The organism is Kitasatospora sp. NPDC092286, from assembly GCF_044755565.1.
GTDB lineage: Bacteria > Actinomycetota > Actinomycetes > Streptomycetales > Streptomycetaceae > Kitasatospora.
Map to the genome: position 1 here is coordinate 30,621 of NZ_JBIVRD010000035.1, position 15,387 is coordinate 46,007.

At 70.6% G+C, this 15,387-nt stretch carries 12 protein-coding genes, 1 tRNA gene and 1 pseudogene; 8 read left to right on the forward strand and 6 right to left on the reverse strand.

Features of this window, described 5'->3' with window-relative positions; translation table 11 throughout:
- Positions 1-163 precede the first annotated feature (163 nt).
- The gene (locus tag ACIQIB_RS29275) at positions 164-754 is read right to left on the reverse strand and encodes a hypothetical protein (protein ID WP_363603866.1); all 591 of its coding nucleotides are present in this window, start codon (positions 752-754) and stop codon (positions 164-166) included.
- Positions 755-1,302: 548 nt separating this feature from the next.
- On the opposite strand from ACIQIB_RS29275, the gene ACIQIB_RS29280 reads away from it, so the two are divergent.
- The gene (locus ACIQIB_RS29280) at positions 1,303-1,983 is read left to right on the forward strand and encodes a hypothetical protein (RefSeq protein WP_400761642.1); all 681 of its coding nucleotides are present in this window, start codon (positions 1,303-1,305) and stop codon (positions 1,981-1,983) included.
- A gap of 330 nt (positions 1,984-2,313) precedes the next feature.
- Here the strand turns inward: ACIQIB_RS29280 and ACIQIB_RS29285 are convergent.
- Positions 2,314-2,387, reverse strand: a tRNA-Gly gene (locus ACIQIB_RS29285).
- Between the two features lie 279 nt (positions 2,388-2,666).
- On the opposite strand from ACIQIB_RS29285, the gene ACIQIB_RS29290 reads away from it, so the two are divergent.
- Together ACIQIB_RS29290 and dcd are read left to right on the forward strand one after the other, a co-directional pair.
- On the forward strand, positions 2,667-2,888 hold the full coding sequence (locus ACIQIB_RS29290; RefSeq protein WP_363603827.1) for a hypothetical protein: 222 nt from the start codon (positions 2,667-2,669) through the stop codon (positions 2,886-2,888).
- 71 nt (positions 2,889-2,959) lie between these two features.
- Positions 2,960-3,535, forward strand: a complete 576-nt coding sequence (gene dcd / locus ACIQIB_RS29295; RefSeq protein WP_363603826.1) for a dCTP deaminase — start codon at positions 2,960-2,962, stop codon at positions 3,533-3,535.
- 76 nt (positions 3,536-3,611) lie between these two features.
- Here the strand turns inward: dcd and ACIQIB_RS29300 are convergent, their stop codons facing one another.
- From ACIQIB_RS29300 to ACIQIB_RS29315, 4 genes and pseudogenes are all read right to left on the reverse strand, one after another.
- Positions 3,612-4,502 (reverse strand): metal-dependent hydrolase, encoded by an 891-nt coding sequence (locus tag ACIQIB_RS29300; RefSeq protein ID WP_400761645.1) that lies wholly within the window; start codon positions 4,500-4,502, stop codon positions 3,612-3,614.
- Between the two features lie 124 nt (positions 4,503-4,626).
- Positions 4,627-5,631 carry a YIP1 family protein gene (locus tag ACIQIB_RS29305; protein ID WP_400761648.1) on the reverse strand — a complete coding sequence of 335 codons (1,005 nt, stop codon included), beginning with the start codon at positions 5,629-5,631 and terminating at the stop codon, positions 4,627-4,629.
- Between the two features lie 192 nt (positions 5,632-5,823).
- Positions 5,824-6,897, reverse strand: a pseudogene (locus ACIQIB_RS29310) (sugar phosphate nucleotidyltransferase); the annotation flags it as partial.
- A gap of 326 nt (positions 6,898-7,223) precedes the next feature.
- The gene (locus ACIQIB_RS29315) at positions 7,224-9,443 is read right to left on the reverse strand and encodes a (Fe-S)-binding protein (protein WP_400761651.1); all 2,220 of its coding nucleotides are present in this window, start codon (positions 9,441-9,443) and stop codon (positions 7,224-7,226) included.
- Positions 9,444-9,759: 316 nt separating this feature from the next.
- Here ACIQIB_RS29315 and dnaK point away from each other — a divergent pair, with 316 nt between their 5' ends.
- The 5 genes from dnaK to ACIQIB_RS29340 all read left to right on the forward strand — a co-directional run bounded on the left by dnaK (position 9,760) and on the right by ACIQIB_RS29340 (position 15,241).
- Positions 9,760-11,598 (forward strand): molecular chaperone DnaK, encoded by a 1,839-nt coding sequence (dnaK, locus tag ACIQIB_RS29320; RefSeq protein ID WP_363603821.1) that lies wholly within the window; start codon positions 9,760-9,762, stop codon positions 11,596-11,598.
- Complete coding sequence (grpE, locus tag ACIQIB_RS29325) at positions 11,595-12,221, forward strand: nucleotide exchange factor GrpE (protein WP_363603820.1); 627 nt, start codon at positions 11,595-11,597, stop codon at positions 12,219-12,221. The genes dnaK and grpE overlap by 4 nt, the downstream gene beginning before the upstream one ends.
- A 141-nt stretch (positions 12,222-12,362) precedes the next feature.
- Positions 12,363-13,517, forward strand: coding sequence for a molecular chaperone DnaJ (gene dnaJ / locus ACIQIB_RS29330; protein ID WP_400658313.1), 1,155 nt, complete (start codon positions 12,363-12,365; stop codon positions 13,515-13,517).
- A 7-nt stretch (positions 13,518-13,524) separates the two neighbouring features.
- The gene (locus ACIQIB_RS29335; protein ID WP_363603817.1) at positions 13,525-14,031 is read left to right on the forward strand and encodes a heat shock protein transcriptional repressor HspR; all 507 of its coding nucleotides are present in this window, start codon (positions 13,525-13,527) and stop codon (positions 14,029-14,031) included.
- 205 nt (positions 14,032-14,236) lie between these two features.
- A complete protein-coding gene (locus ACIQIB_RS29340; RefSeq protein WP_363603815.1) occupies positions 14,237-15,241 on the forward strand; it encodes a hypothetical protein in 1,005 nt (334 codons plus the stop codon).
- The last annotated feature ends 146 nt before the right edge of the window (positions 15,242-15,387 follow it).

Consider the following 15,387-nt stretch of genomic DNA (forward strand, 5'->3'; position numbering starts at 1 on the left):
TGGGTGGGGGTCTCCCTCTCTTTGCGGGGGGGGGGCGGGCTTGGTAAAAAAAACCCGCCCCGGGGGGGGGGGGGCGGGGGGGGGGGGGGGGGGGGGGGGGGGGGGGGGGGGGGGCCCCCCCCCCCCACCTCCCCCGCCCCGCGCCGTCTCCCGCCCGCCCGCGCTATCCCGCTCCCATGGCACTCCAGAACGGGCAGCACACGTCGGGCAATGGCGCCCCGCCCGGGGCCACGGGCACGCCGTGCGGGTACGGCACCCACTCCGAACGGGCCACCCCCGGCGAACCGGCCGTCAGCCCGGCCTGGCCCAGATCGCCGAAGACCAGCGCGAGTTGGTAGCCGTCCGGGGTGACCGCGGCGACCCCGGGCAGCTCCCGGCCGACGTTCACCGAGGTGACGGTCCAGCCGCAGCGCCGCCAGTGCCGCTCCACCATGCCGACCAGCGCGCCCCGCCGGGCCGCCGAGACGATCGTGACGATGTCCCGGCTGCGGGTGACGTACCAGTGGACGTCCGCGTCGTCCGGGCCGGCCCCGGGCATCGGCAGCCGCGCACCCGCCCGGGCCACCCCGTGCCGCCAGGCCGGCTCCGGCCGGACGCCGTCCAGCGTGTCCCGCAGCAGCGCCTCGCACCGCTCGGCGGCGGCCGCCTGGTCGGCGGTCACGCCGGGCGCGGAGCGGGCGCCGGGCACCGCCGGAACCCGGTCGGGGCGGCCACCCGAGAGCCAGACGTTCAGTTCGGCACCACCTGGCTGCACAGAGCCCTCCGTAGTCCTCCCGGCGTTCGACCCGGGCAGGGATTCCGTCACCTCTTGGACGACGCGCCGGGCACCGCAGTTCCACGCCCCTCCGGCCCGCCCACCCCGGGTGACCTGCGCCACATTCACCCCCTGTGCCGTCACATTCCCGCCGCCCGATCCACTCAAGGGACGTCCGACCCACCGCCGCCGCCCCGCACTGACCTATCGCCACCCCCGACACCACCGCACGGCAGGCGGAGCCCCACAACGGAAGGCGACGCGCCCCGATGAACGAACACGACTCCCTGGCCCGGCGGTTCGAGCAGCACCGCCCCCATCCGCGGTCCGCGGCCTACCGGATGCTCGGCCCGCCTCGTCACCGCCCCCAACGGCCAGGTCTTCTCCGTCATGGCCCTCGCCATCGCCAACGACCGCATCACCGAGATCAACCTCCTCGCCGCCCCGACCGCCTCCGCACTCTCCCTCTCCCACCCTTCTGGCCACACCGAGCGCGGCACCGAGCAGCGCCGCCGATGCCGTCCCAAGGGGTACGAAAGAATGGGCCCATGGCTACGGAGCTCGGGGATGCATACGCAAGCTGGCACGGGGCGCTCAAGATCCTGACTCGCGGCGCGCCGGAGCTCGAGGAGTGGCAGGACCAGCGCTACAGGTTCGCCCATCGCATCGGCGAGTTGCTCGTCACCGAAACGTCAGGACAGCCGGCCATAACCGGACCTGTCCTCTACGGCGTGTACCTGGCGGGAACGGGGCCGACCTACGTGGGCCAGACCGAGCAGGGCGACCGCCGCCTGCGCGATCTCCCCGTGGGTGAGAGCCACCATCTTGCGAACACCGTCCCTCCCGAGATCTGGGAACGTGTGATCGTCGTGCAGTGGCCGAACCTGCTCGGCCAACTGCCACCCAGAGAACAGGAACAGGCGGAAGAGCTCGGTCCCAGGGTCTGCGGTCTGGTACTCGAACACCAGACACAGCTTCTGATGCGTCCACCTCTCAACAGCCGGCGGCGGCAACGGGACGGCCAGTGGAGACACAGAGAACTGGCAGCAAGCCGCTCCCTCGGCGCGATACACGCCGACCGCCTGCCGACTCTCCACGAACGCACCCGAGCTGCATGGGACGAGCTGGCCGCCATCAACCACTCGGACAGCGCCTCAGGCCTCGCCGTGTCGCCGTTCGGCCGCGTGATCTTTCCGGCGGCCATGGTGACCCCCGCCGGTGAGCGGTAGAGGCCTGGCAGCGTTCGGCTCCGTCTCCGACAAGAAGGCGGGACAACCGCAACCGCATCCGGTCAAGGGAAGCTCCCGGGGTGCCGCCCCGATCACCCTCCGCCATCCTGCCGCGCTGCGGGCCGGGAACCTTTCCCGAAAGAAATGCCATTCGATTTCACAGGGACCATCACGCGAAGTCATGGGCCGAAGCAGACCTCACTCCCACGACAGTGGGCGCACTTACACGCATCCGCTCGCCGAAACGGTCGGCTCACGCAGGTGGCACGGCAGCCCTGATTGGTCCAGACAACATGAAAGCCCTAGGTCGTTGACCTGGGGCTTTCGGTATGGAGCGGGCGACGAGAATCGAACTCGCGCTATAAGCTTGGGAAGCTCATGTTCTACCATTAAACTACGCCCGCCTGATGAGCTGTCAGAGACCGCTCGATCCAGCATCACTGTACCCCATCCGTGACGCCCGTTGCACAGGTGGCGGGGGGACGTGGCGGAGCCGCGGGAGGTGCGGTGGGGGGCGTACTGTGTGGGCCGCGTGAGAGTGCTCCGGTGGGTGGACTTCGGGGCGGCGAGCCGCGGTGTGGAATGTCCGGAACATCCCCTAATGTGACGTCGTCCCGGGGGCTCCGCCGTTCGGGGCACGATGAGTACGGGTGAGTACTGGGGTAAGGATGGGAAGGGGACCGATGGAGCAGCGCGCCGTCGTTCGTTGTGCCGAGGGGCACCTGTTCAGCACCACCACGTTCCCGATGCAGAACCTCGGGCCCGGCCGGCTGGGGCCCGGCAGGCTGATCCGCTGTCCGCAGTGTGGACGGCTGAGGAGTTCGGTGCTGGCCGATGTACGGGAGCTGTCGGCGCCGCAACTGGCCCGGGCGATGCGGCTGGAGGCCGCGGAGTTCCTGGCCTGACGGGCGGCACGAGGACGGAACGGGCCCCGGGCGATTCGTCCGGGGCCGCGTCGTGCACGTAACCTCGAAGCGTGCTGCTCTCTGACAAGGACATTCGGGCCGAGATCGACAAGGGCCGGGTCATGATCGACCCGTTCGACCCCGCGATGGTCCAGCCCTCCAGTATCGATGTGCGACTGGACCGCTTCTTTCGCGTGTTCGAGAACCACCGCTACCCGCACATCGACCCCTCCGAGGAGCAGCCGGACCTGACCCGGCTGGTCGAGCCGGAGGGCGACGACGCGTTCATCCTGCACCCGGGCGAGTTCGTGCTGGCGTCGACGTACGAGGTCATCACGCTGCCGGAGGACGTCGCCTCCCGGCTGGAGGGCAAGTCCAGCCTCGGCCGGCTCGGCCTGCTGACGCACTCCACGGCCGGCTTCATCGACCCCGGCTTCAGCGGGCACGTCACGCTGGAGCTGTCGAACGTCGCGACGCTGCCGATCAAGCTGTACCCGGGGATGAAGATCGGGCAGCTCTGCCTGTTCCGGCTCTCCTCGCCGTCCGAGCACCCGTACGGCTCCGAGCGGTACGGCTCGCGCTACCAGGGGCAGCGCGGCCCGACGCCGTCCCGCTCGTACCTGAACTTCCACCGTACGCAGGTCTGAGGACGCCGGAACACGGAGCGCACGCACAGCGGGCGGTCACCCCTCTCGGTGAGGGGTGACCGCCCGCGGCGTCGTTTCAGGCGCGCTTGGGGCGGGTGACGGCGACCAGTTCGCTGCCGTCCTCGGACAGGCGCAGCTCGGTGCGGAGTTCGGCCAGCTCGCCGAGGTGGTGCAGGTGGGTGCCGCCGCAGAAGATCCGCGCCGGGCCCTCGGGCAGCTCGCAGTGCCACTGGCGGCGGGCGGTCAGCTCGGGGCCGGGGACCTCGATGCGGACCGGGGCGTCGGCGGCGACCCAGGCGGCGAGCTGCTGGTTGACGGCCTCGGTGAGGGCGGGCAGGGCGTCGGCGAGGGCGGGGAGGTCGTCGGTCGCCTCGGTGGTGAAGCCCTTCTTCCGCAGCGACTTGCCGAGCCGGTAGGTGTCGGTGCTCGCCTCGGTGTCCATCACGGAGGTGGCCATCGCGAGGCTGTCGAAGTCCGGGTGGCCGAAGGCGTCGGAGCGGCCCGGGTCCTTGCGCCAGCGCGGGGCGAGCGCGGCGTTCAGGGCGAGGGCGAGCAGGTGGCAGCCGCTGTGCGAGGCACAGAGGGCGGCCCGGCGCTCGGGGTCGACGGTGAGGGCGGCCGGCCGGCCGACGAGGTCGCCCGGGTCGCCCTCGACCACGTGCAGCACCAGCCAGGACCACTCCTCGTCGCCGCGGCGGACCGGGATGTCGCCGCCGACCAGCGGCGCGCCGCCGTCCGGGCCGACGGCGCCCGTCAGGCAGTCGACGACGGGCAGCTCGGTGCCGTCCACGGTGAGGGTGCCGAGGTCGGCGGACTGGTCGGGCCAGGTGTGGTCGAGCGGGTGGAACGGGGTCGCCGCGGTGACGACCGCGTAGCGGCCGTCGGCGAGCGGATGCACCGCGAGCACCGGTGACTCGCCGGTCACCGCCCCGGCCGGGAAGCTGACGTGGGTGGTGGGGAGGGTCATGCCTGGCTCCGAGCGGTGAAGGTGAGGGTGGGGGAAGGAAGGGGCAGAGGGAGGGAAAGCGGAACGGGCCCCGAGGCGGGGCCCGTCGACCATTCTCCCCCGGCCGGTCGGGGACCGGCCCTGGTCAGCCCAGGGTCGGCAGCTTGATCAGCACCAGCAGCGCCGCCAGCTGCAGCGCGGCCGCGCCGGCCGCCTTGCCCCAGGGCAGGTCGTGCACCCGGCGCACCATGGTGGTCAGCAGCACGGCGCAGAGCAGCCAGGTGGCCCAGCCGACGACCTGGACCACCAGGTTGTCGGACGGCAGGAAGAGGGCCAGCAGCAGCCGGGGTGCGTCCGTCGTCCAGCCGATCAGGACCGCGAGGCCGACCGTCGACTTCCACGGGCCGTCGCCGCCGAACTGGCGGGCCAGCGCGTACGTCACGGCGCCGAGCGTCGCGCCGGCCAGGGTGAAGGCGACCGCGGCGGCGACCATGGCGGTGATCGCGACGGTGAAGGTCGAGTCGACCACGTCGTCGTGGGTCATGCCGATGCCGAGCACGGCGAGCACGCCGTACAGCAGTGAGACGGTGAGCGCGGGCAGCCAGACCTGGTGGTCGCGGGTGCGGTCGAAGGTCGCGGTCGGGGTGCGGAGGATACCGACCAGCAGCTCGCGCCAGTGCGGGCGCGGGCCTGCCGCGTGCGGGGCGGACTGACCGCCGGCCCGGTAGACGCCGACGTTGCCCTGGCCCTGTTCCTGGTAGCCCGCCTGGTAGGGGGCCTGGGGGTACTCCGGGCTGTATTCCTGGCCGTACTCCGGCGGGTAGCCCTGGTACGGCGCGCCCGCGTGCGGGTCCCCGGCGTACGGCGTACCCGCGTACGGCTCGCCCGCGTACGGGTCGGTGCCGACCGGGAACGCCCGGGTGTTGCCGGGCCGGTCGGCGGCGTAGCGGTCGTGACCGCCGGCCGCGCCCCCCGGTATGCCACCCGGTACGTCACCCGGCGCGCCGTTCACCGCCGCGTGCGGGGCCGTGAAGTACTCCGGCCCGTCCGTCTGCCCGTACCCCCCGGGCGCCCCCGCCGAAGGCGGAGGAGCCGACCACCCGCCGGGGGCGTCGGCGCCCTGACCGCTGTCGTATCGATTACCAGCCACGTTCCGACGGTACCCGCCCGGCCGCGCCCGTGGAGGCCGCGCACAGAGCCGGTGCCGGTTTGCAGCGAGCCTGTGACGACGGACGCACCCGGCACCCGGCACCCGCCCGCCGGAGCCCTACCGCTGGGCGGTCACCGCCGGCGCGTGCACCGCCGCCGCGGCCGAGGCGCCCGCCGGGCAGCCGCCGGGGCCGGCCGAGGTCCGGACGGCGCCGACCGGCAGCAGCGTGCCGCAGGCGATCCGGACGCCGTTCGGCAGCTCGTTGTCCGACTCGACGATCGCGCCGTCGCCGATCACCGCGCCGTCCAGCGCCGAGCGGTCGCCGACGGTGGCGTACGCGCCGACGATGGAGTCCTTGACCAGGGTGTCCGGGCCGATGACCGCGCCGGGCAGGATCACACTGCCCTCGACGATCGCGCCGGCCTCGACCACGGAGCCCTCGGAGACCACCGTGCCGCCGCTCAGCACCGCGCCCGGGTGGACGGTCGCGCCGGGCAGCAGCAGGGCGTCGCCGGTCGGGCCGGGCACCGCCGGGGAGTCGACCTTGCCGAGCACCAGGTCCGCCGAGCCGCGGACGAACGCCGCCGGGGTGCCGAGGTCCAGCCAGTACGAGGTGTCCACGACGCCGCGCAGCAGCGCGCCGGTGGCCAGCAGTTCGGGGAAGGTCTCGCGCTCGACGGACACCTCCCGGCCGGCCGGGATGCGGTCGATGACCGACCGGGTGAAGACGTAGCAGCCGGCGTTGATCTGGTCGGTGACGATCTGCTCGGGCGTCTCCGGCTTCTCCAGGAACTCCAGCACCCGCCCGTTCCCGTCGGTCGGGACGAGCCCGAAGGCGCGGGGGTCCTCGACCCTGGTGAGGTGCAGGGTGACATCGGCCCCGGCGGCCAGGTGGCCGTCGCGCAGGGCGGCGATGTCGACGCCGGAGAGGATGTCGCCGTTGAAGACCAGGACCGGGTCGTCGGGGCCGCAGGTGAGTCCGGAGGCGGCGTTGCGGATGGCGCCGCCGGTGCCGAGGGGCTCGCGCTCGGTCAGGTAGACCAGCTCGATGCCGTACGGGGTGCCGTCCTGGAAGTGGTCCTCGAAGACCTCGGCCAGGTAGGACGTCGCGAGCACCACCCTGGTGACGCCGGCGGCGGCCGCGCGGGCCAGCTGGTGCGCGATGAACGGGACGCCTGCCACGGGCAGCATGGGCTTGGGGGTGTGGGTGGTCAGCGGACGCAGTCGCGTGCCCTTACCACCGACCAGCATGATCGCCTCGGTCATGGTCTGCGCTGTTCCCCTTGTGGTCTCTTCGGCCCGGCCCGGCGGGCCGATACCTCCGTCGGTGGTCTGGACCCCTCCGGAGGGCCGGAACGGGTCGACCGGCGCGGGACCGGTCTGGCGCCTACTGTATTTGCTTCCGACACGGGGCCCGTCCGGCGGTCGGGTGGTTGGCGCTCGGGCCCCGTGGATCCCGCGCCGCCCGCGCCCGAAAAACCCGGCCCGGCGGGTGCGTTGCGGCACCTGCCGGGCCGGGCGGTTGTAGCAGAACTGTCGAACAGGGGTCCGTCAGGTGTCCGGCGGCCGACGGGCGCCCCGCCCGCCGGCTGTCAGGCGTCGACCGGCTGGGCCCCGTTCTCGGCCGACGGCGCGGCCTTCACCGAGTCGAGCAGCAGCTGGGCGACGTCCACGACCTTCAGGTGCTCCTTCGCCGCGCCCTCGTTCTTCTTCCCGTTGACCGAGTCGGAGAGCATCACCAGGCAGAACGGGCAGGCGGTGGAGACGATGTCCGGGTCGAGCGACAGCGCCTCGTCCACGCGCTCGGTGTTGATCCGCTTGCCGATGCGCTCCTCCATCCACATCCGCGCGCCACCGGCACCGCAGCAGAAACCGCGTTCCTTGTGACGGTGCATCTCCTGCTGGCGCAGACCGGGGACCTTGTCCATGATCTCGCGCGGCGGGCTGTAGACCTTGTTGTGGCGGCCCAGGTAGCAGGGGTCGTGGTAGGTGATCAGGCCCTCGACCGGGTTCACCGGGACGAGCTTGCCCTCGTCGATCAGGTGCTGCAGCAGCTGGGTGTGGTGGATGACCTCGAAGTGGCCGCCCAGCTGAGGGTATTCGTTGGCGATGGTGTTGAAGCAGTGCGGGCAGGTGGCGACGATCCGCTTCTTCGGAGCGTCCTCCAGCGCGGCGTTGAGGGTCTCGACGTTCTGCGCGCCGAGCATCTGGAACAGGAACTCGTTGCCCAGCCGGCGGGCGGAGTCGCCGGTGCAGGACTCCTCCTTGCCGAGGATCGCGAACCGCACGCCCGCGGTGTGCAGCAGTTCGGCGAAGGTCTTGGTGGTCTTCTTGGCGCGGTCCTCCAGGGCCCCGGCGCAGCCGACCCAGTAGAGGTACTCGACCTCGGCGGGGTCGATGTCCTCGCCGATCACCGGCACCTCGATGCCGGTCTCCTTCTTGAGCTCCTTGACCCAGTCCAGGCGGGCCTTGGTGGCCATGCCCCACGGGTTGCCCTTGTTCTCCAGGTTCTTGAGCATCGTCCCGGCCTCGGTCGGGAACGAGGACTCGATCATCACCTGGTAGCGGCGCATGTCGACGATGTGGTCGACGTGCTCGATGTCCACCGGGCACTGCTCGACGCAGGCGCCGCAGGTGGTGCAGGACCAGAGGACGTCCGGGTCGATGACGCCGTTCTCCTCGGCGGTGCCGATCAGCGGGCGCTCGGCCTCGGCCAGGGCGGCGGCCGGGACGCCGGCCAGCTGCTCGGCGGTGCCGGTCTCATTGCCCTCGGTGTCCTTGCCGCCGCCGGCCAGCAGGTAGGGCGCCTTGGCGAAGGCGTGCTCCCGCAGGCTCATGATCAGCAGCTTGGGCGAGAGCGGCTTGCCGGTGTTCCAGGCCGGGCACTGCGACTGGCAGCGGCCGCACTCGGTGCAGGTGGAGAAGTCGAGGATGCCCTTCCAGGAGAAGTGCTCGACCTGGGAGACGCCGAAGACGGCGTCGTCGGCCGGGTCCTCGAAGTCGATCGGGACGCCGCCGCTGGTCATCGGACGCAGCGCGCCGAGCGCGACGTCACCGTCCTCCTCGCGCTTGAAGAAGATGTTGAAGAACGCCAGGAAGCGGTGCCAGGCCACGCCCATCGAGGGGTTGATGCCGATGGTGATCGCCCAGGCGAAGGAGATGCAGATCTTCAGCATCGCGAAGAGGTAGACCAGGTTGACCAGGGTGCCGTGCGCCAGGCCGTTGAAGGCGGCGGTCAGCGGGTACGAGACGAGGTACGCCGGGTCGTAGGAGTCGACGCCCGCCAGGGCGCCCTCCAGGCCGCGCAGGATCATGATGCAGAGGCCGATGCCGAGGATCGTGTACTCGACGTAGAAGGCCTGCCAGGCGATCGATCCGGCGAAGCGGGACTTGCGGCCCGCCCGGCCCGGCAGGCTGAGCAGCCGGATCACGATCAGGGTCGCGATACCCAGCGTGGTGAGGGTGCCGATCAGTTCGGTGAAGACCTCGAACGGCAGCCAGTGGCCGATGACCGGCAGCACCCACTCGGCGTCGAAGAGCTGTCCGAAGGCGTTGACCAGGGTCAGCACCAGGCTGAAGAAGCCGACCGCGACGAACCAGTGGGCGACGCCGACGACGCCCCAGCGGTTCATCCGGGTGTGGCCGAGGAACTCGACGGCGACCGTCTTCGTCCTCTGTACGGGCTGTCCGGTCCGGGTGGCGTCCGGCTGGCCGGTCATCACCACCCGGTAGATGTGCGCGGCCGCCCGGGCGGCGAGCGCGGTGCCGATCACAGTGGTGACCAGCGAGATGACGATCGCTGCAAGCTGCATCGGCTCTCCGTCTCCTGCGGCTTTCCTAGTGCGGTCCTGGCGAGTGCTGCGGTCCTGACGAGCGAGTGTACTGGTCGGTAACTTCCCATGCCGACGGCCCGGACATTACCGCTCGTCAACACTTCCCCAGAAGACGCTCAAGGTATGGCGGCAGTCACGTAAGTCCGCACCCGGCGCGCACGGGACGCGAAACCCGTTCAACGCGGGATGCCACTCAGCAAAGTTGAGTGAACTGGACTCATGGCTGTTGACGCTACCCCTCGGGTCGTGCATCCTTGAGCCTGTAAAGCTCAACTCTTCCGTGGAGGTATTTACGATGGCACGCGCGGTCGGCATCGACCTCGGCACGACGAACTCGGTCGTCAGCGTTCTGGAGGGTGGCGAGCCCACCGTCATCACGAACGCCGAGGGCGCTCGGACCACGCCGTCCGTCGTCGCCTTCGCAAAGAACGGCGAGGTTCTGGTCGGCGAGGTGGCCAAGCGCCAGGCGGTCACCAACGTCGACCGCACCATCCGCTCGGTCAAGCGCCACATGGGCACCGGGTGGAAGATCAACCTGGACGGCAAGGACTTCAACCCGCAGCAGATCAGCGCCTTCGTGCTGCAGAAGCTGAAGCGCGACGCCGAGGCGTACCTGGGCGAGACCGTCACCGACGCGGTCATCACCGTCCCGGCGTACTTCTCCGACTCGGAGCGCCAGGCCACCAAGGAGGCCGGTGAGATCGCGGGCCTCAACGTCCTGCGCATCGTCAACGAGCCGACCGCGGCCGCCCTGGCCTACGGCCTGGACAAGGACGACCAGACCATTCTGGTCTTCGACCTCGGCGGTGGCACCTTCGACGTCTCCCTGCTGGAGATCGGCGACGGGGTCGTCGAGGTGAAGGCCACCAACGGTGACAACCACCTCGGTGGTGACGACTGGGACCAGAAGGTCGTCGACCACCTGGTGAAGGTCTTCCAGGCCGGCCACGGTGTCGACCTGTCCAAGGACAAGATGGCCCTCCAGCGTCTGCGCGAGGCCGCCGAGAAGGCCAAGATCGAGCTGTCCTCGTCCTCCGAGACCTCGATCAACCTGCCCTACATCACGGCCTCCGCCGAGGGCCCGCTGCACCTGGACGAGAAGCTCACCCGCGCCCAGTTCCAGCAGCTCACCTCCGACCTGCTGGAGCGCTGCAAGGTCCCGTTCCACAACGTGATCAAGGACGCCGGCATCGCGCTGTCCGAGATCGACCACGTGGTCCTGGTCGGCGGCTCCACCCGGATGCCGGCCGTCGCCGAGCTCGTCCGCGAGCTGACCGGCGGCAAGGACGCCAACAAGGGCGTCAACCCGGACGAGGTCGTCGCCATCGGCGCCGCGCTCCAGGCCGGTGTCCTGAAGGGCGAGGTCAAGGACGTCCTGCTGCTCGACGTCACCCCGCTGTCCCTCGGCATCGAGACCAAGGGCGGCATCATGACCAAGCTGATCGAGCGCAACACCACGATCCCGACCAAGCGCTCGGAGATCTTCACCACGGCCGAGGACAACCAGCCGTCCGTGCAGATCCAGGTCTACCAGGGCGAGCGCGAGATCGCCGCGTACAACAAGAAGCTCGGCATGTTCGAGCTGACCGGTCTGCCGCCGGCCCCCCGCGGCCTGCCCCAGATCGAGGTCACCTTCGACATCGACGCCAACGGCATCATGCACGTCGGCGCGAAGGACCTCGGCACCGGCAAGGAGCAGAAGATGACCGTCACCGGTGGCTCCGCGCTGCCGAAGGACGACATCGAGCGCATGATGCGCGAGGCCGAGCAGTACGCGGAGGAGGACCACAAGCGCCGCGAGTCGGTCGAGACCCGCAACCAGGCCGAGCAGCTCGTCTACTCGACCGAGAAGTTCATCGCGGACAACACCGACAAGCTCCCGGCCGACGTCAAGACCGAGGTCGAGACCGCCATCGGCGAGCTCAAGGAGGCCCTGAAGGGCGAGGACATCGCGGCCATCCGCGAGGCCTCCGAGAAGGTCTCCACCACCGCCCAGAAGCTCGGCCAGGCGCTGTACGCCAACGCCGACGCCGCCTCCTCCGGCCCGGCCGGTGACGCCGCCGGCGCCAAGGACGACGACGTCGTCGACGCCGAGATCGTGGACGACGAGAAGCCCAAGGGCGGTGCGGCATGACGGAGAAGCCGCAGGGTGCTGAGCCCGGCGACGACTCCGCCGCCGAGGAGGCCGTGATCAAGGCGGCCGAGGAGGCCGCCGCGGCCGGGGACACCTCCGGTGGCGCGGACGAGCTGGCCAAGGCCAAGCGGGAGCTGGCCGAGCGGACCGGCGACCTCCAGCGTCTCCAGGCCGAGTACCAGAACTACCGCAAGCGGGTCGAGCGGGACCGTCTGACGGTCCGTGAGATCGCGGTCTCCAACATCCTGGAGTCCCTGATCCCGGTCCTGGACGACATCGGCCGGGGCCGCGAGCACGGCGAGGTGACGGGCGGCTTCAAGTCCGTCGCCGAGTCGCTGGAGACGGTCGTGGCCAAGCTGGGCCTCCAGCAGTTCGGCAAGGAGGGCGAGCCCTTCGACCCGACCATGCACGAGGCGCTGATGCACAGTTACTCCTCGGACGTCACCGAGGACACCTGTGTCCAGATCCTCCAGCCCGGCTACCGGATCGGCGAGCGGATCATCCGCCCGGCGATGGTGGCGGTCGCGGAGCCCCAGCCGGGCACCCAGACCACCCCCGCGCCGGACGCCGAATCGGCGAAGTCCGCGGAGTCGGACAAGGCCGACGGTGGCGCGGACAGCTGACAACCTGTGCGCTGCGGAGTCGTACGCCGGCCAGTACGGCGGCCGGCTCCGCAGCGCCTTGTCGATGGGCGCTCCGTCGACGGACGGCAGACCCGCCATTGACAGCACAGTGACTATGGACTTCGGGAGGTGGCGGCAGCCATGAGCGGCAAGGACTACGTGGAGAAGGACTACTACAAGGTCCTCGGCGTGCCCAAGGACGCCTCCGCCACCGAGATCAAGAAGACGTACCGCAAGCTGGCGCGCGAGTTCCACCCCGACGCCAACAAGGGTGACACCAAGGCCGAGGACCGGTTCAAGGACATCTCCGAGGCCTATGACGTCCTGTCGGACGAGAAGCGCCGCAAGGAGTACGACGAGGCGCGCACCCTCTTCGCCAACGGCGGTTTCCGCTCCGGCGGCCCCGGCGGCGGCAACTACAGCTTCGACTTCGGCGACCTGTTCAGCGGCAACCAGGGCGGCCCCGGCGGCAGCGGCGGGCTCGGCGACGTCTTCGGCGGCCTGTTCAACCGCGGCGGCCGGCAGGCCCAGCCGCGGCGCGGCGCCGACGTCGAGACCGAGGTGACGCTCTCCTTCGAGGAGGCGGTGGACGGCGCGACCGTCCCGCTGCGGATGACCAGTCAGGCCCCCTGTCACGGCTGCAACGGCACCGGGGCCAAGTCCGGCACCACTCCGCGGGTCTGCCCGACCTGCGTGGGCGCCGGCACCGTGAGCCGGGGTCAGGGCGCCTTCGCCCTCTCCGAGCCCTGTCGCGACTGCCGCGGCCGGGGCATGATCGTCGACGACCCGTGCCCCGACTGCCACGGCAGCGGCCGGGCCAGCTCCGCCCGCACCATGCAGGTCCGGATCCCGGCCGGGGTCCAGGACGCCCAGCGCATCCGGCTCAAGGGCAAGGGCGCGCAGGGCGAGCGCGGCGGCCAGCCCGGCGACCTCTACGTCACCGTCCACGTCGACTCGCACCCCGTCTTCGGGCGCAAGGCCGACAACCTCACCGTGACGGTGCCGGTCACCTTCCCCGAGGCCGCGCTCGGCGGCACCATCGAGGTGCCGACGCTGGGTGGTCCCTCGGTGAAGCTCAAGCTGCCCCCGGGCAGCGCCAACGGCCTCACCCTGCGGGCCCGCGGCAAGGGCGCCACCCGCAAGGACGGCACCCGCGGCGACCTCCTGGTCACCGTGGAGGTCGTGGTGCCGCAGCACGTCACCGGCGACGCGCTGACGGCTCTGGAGCAGTACCGCGAGGCCACCGCCTCCGACGACCCACGAGCCGCCCTGTTCCGGGCGGCGAAGGGAGCGTGACGACCAGATGATGACCCCCGACAGCCCGATCGGCCCCGGTATCGGCGAAGGCCTCCCCGGCGGCGGCCCCCGCCCCCGCCGTACCGCCGCGGCCCCGCACTACGTCCTCACCGAGGACACCCCGGTGTACGTGATCTCGGTCGCCGCCGAGCTCTCCGGCCTGCACCCGCAGACCCTGCGTCAGTACGACCGCCTCGGCCTGGTCTGCCCCGACCGCACCGCGGGCCGCGGCCGGCGCTACTCCGCCCGGGACATCCAGCAGTTGCGCGACGTCCAGCGGCTCTCCCAGGACGAGGGCATCAACCTGGCCGGGATCAAGCGGATCATCGAGCTGGAGAACCAGGTCACCGCCCTCCAGTCCCGTATCGCCGAACTCGCCGACTCGCTCGAAGGGGCCGCCAGCGCACTCCAGCAACGCGAGGCCGCCGTCCACGCGTCCTACCGCCGTGATCTCGTGCCGTACCAGCCGCCGACCCAGTCGAGCGCCCTGGTGGTCTGGCGTCCCAAGCGCTGACCGGCCAGAACGGCCACCGCCGCCGGTTTCCCTCCTGATCGGGGGGTGGCCGGCGGCTCGCGTTACTGCGAGAGTGCAAAGCGAGCAGGATGGGCCCCCGCAACGGACACCGACCTGATCTGTGCGTCGAGTTGCATATCATCCGTACGAATTCAGGCGGCGTGCGCGCACGGCCCAGGGGTCTGACGCCGGAAAGGAGCTGAAAGTGAACCCAGTCGACGACCGGGACGACTTCCAACCCGGGGGGCAGATCCTGTCCGACGCGGCCCGAGCGCTGTACCTGGCCGCCGTGCGTTCGGAAGGGCGCCTGACCGCCTCGAAGCAGGAGGCCGCGAAGTCGGAGGTCCAGGAACTGCTCGACCTCGGGCTCCTGGTGCCGGATCTGGACGACCCGGAATCCCTCGTGGTCGCCGACCCCAACCGGCTGTCGACCACGCTCAGCGCGACCTGGCAGCGCCGGGCGCTCCAGTTGCTCTCCCGCTCGACCAACCTCGTCAGCGAGCTGCAGGACCTCGGGGACGTCTACAACGAGCACGGCAAACAGGTCGAGACCGGCGGCCGGATCGAGTACATCAGCGGCAAGGTCTCCATCAACCAGCGCCTCGGCGCCCTGGTGGAGCGCTGCTCCAAGGAACTGTTGACCGCTCAGCCCGGCGGCGGGCGGCGGCCGGAGACGGTCCGCACCGCGATGAACCGGGACCTCGGGGTGCTCCAGCGCGGTGGCACGATCCGGACGATCTACCAGCCGAGCGCGCGGTACTCCAGCCCGACGCTGGAGTACGTCGAGACGATGACCCACGAGGGCAGCCAGGTCCGCACGCTGGACGAGCCGTTCAACGTGATGATCGTGATCGACAGAAAAGTCGCGATCATACCCGCGAGCGACGACATGACCGTCGCGGCATTCGTCCGGGACGACGCGGTGGTGAGCTATCTGGTCCACACCTTCGAGGCACTCTGGGAACGGGCCATTCCGTTCCCGGGAAGCCGGGAAGTCCCGCCCCAGGTGCTTTCCAGCCTGCGCCGTCAGATCGTCAGGCTGATGGTCCAGGGCATCGGCCACCGCGTCATCGCCAGGAACCTCGGACTCAGCGAACGGACGCTGGCGCGCCACATCGCGGAGATGCGCGAGGACCACGGCGTGGACACGCTATTTCAGTTGGGCTGGAAGCTCGCCCAAAAAGAAGGCGATTCCGAATCCACGGACTGACCGGACCAGGATTGGCGGTCCTTCTACTGCCAGCCACTGTCCATGGTGGACAGCGCCGACGTCGTGGGGTTCGTGCTCTGCCAGCCACTGTCCGCATCCGTGGAAGCGCCCAGGAAGAACGCGAAACCCAAAAGAACCGCGGAGAC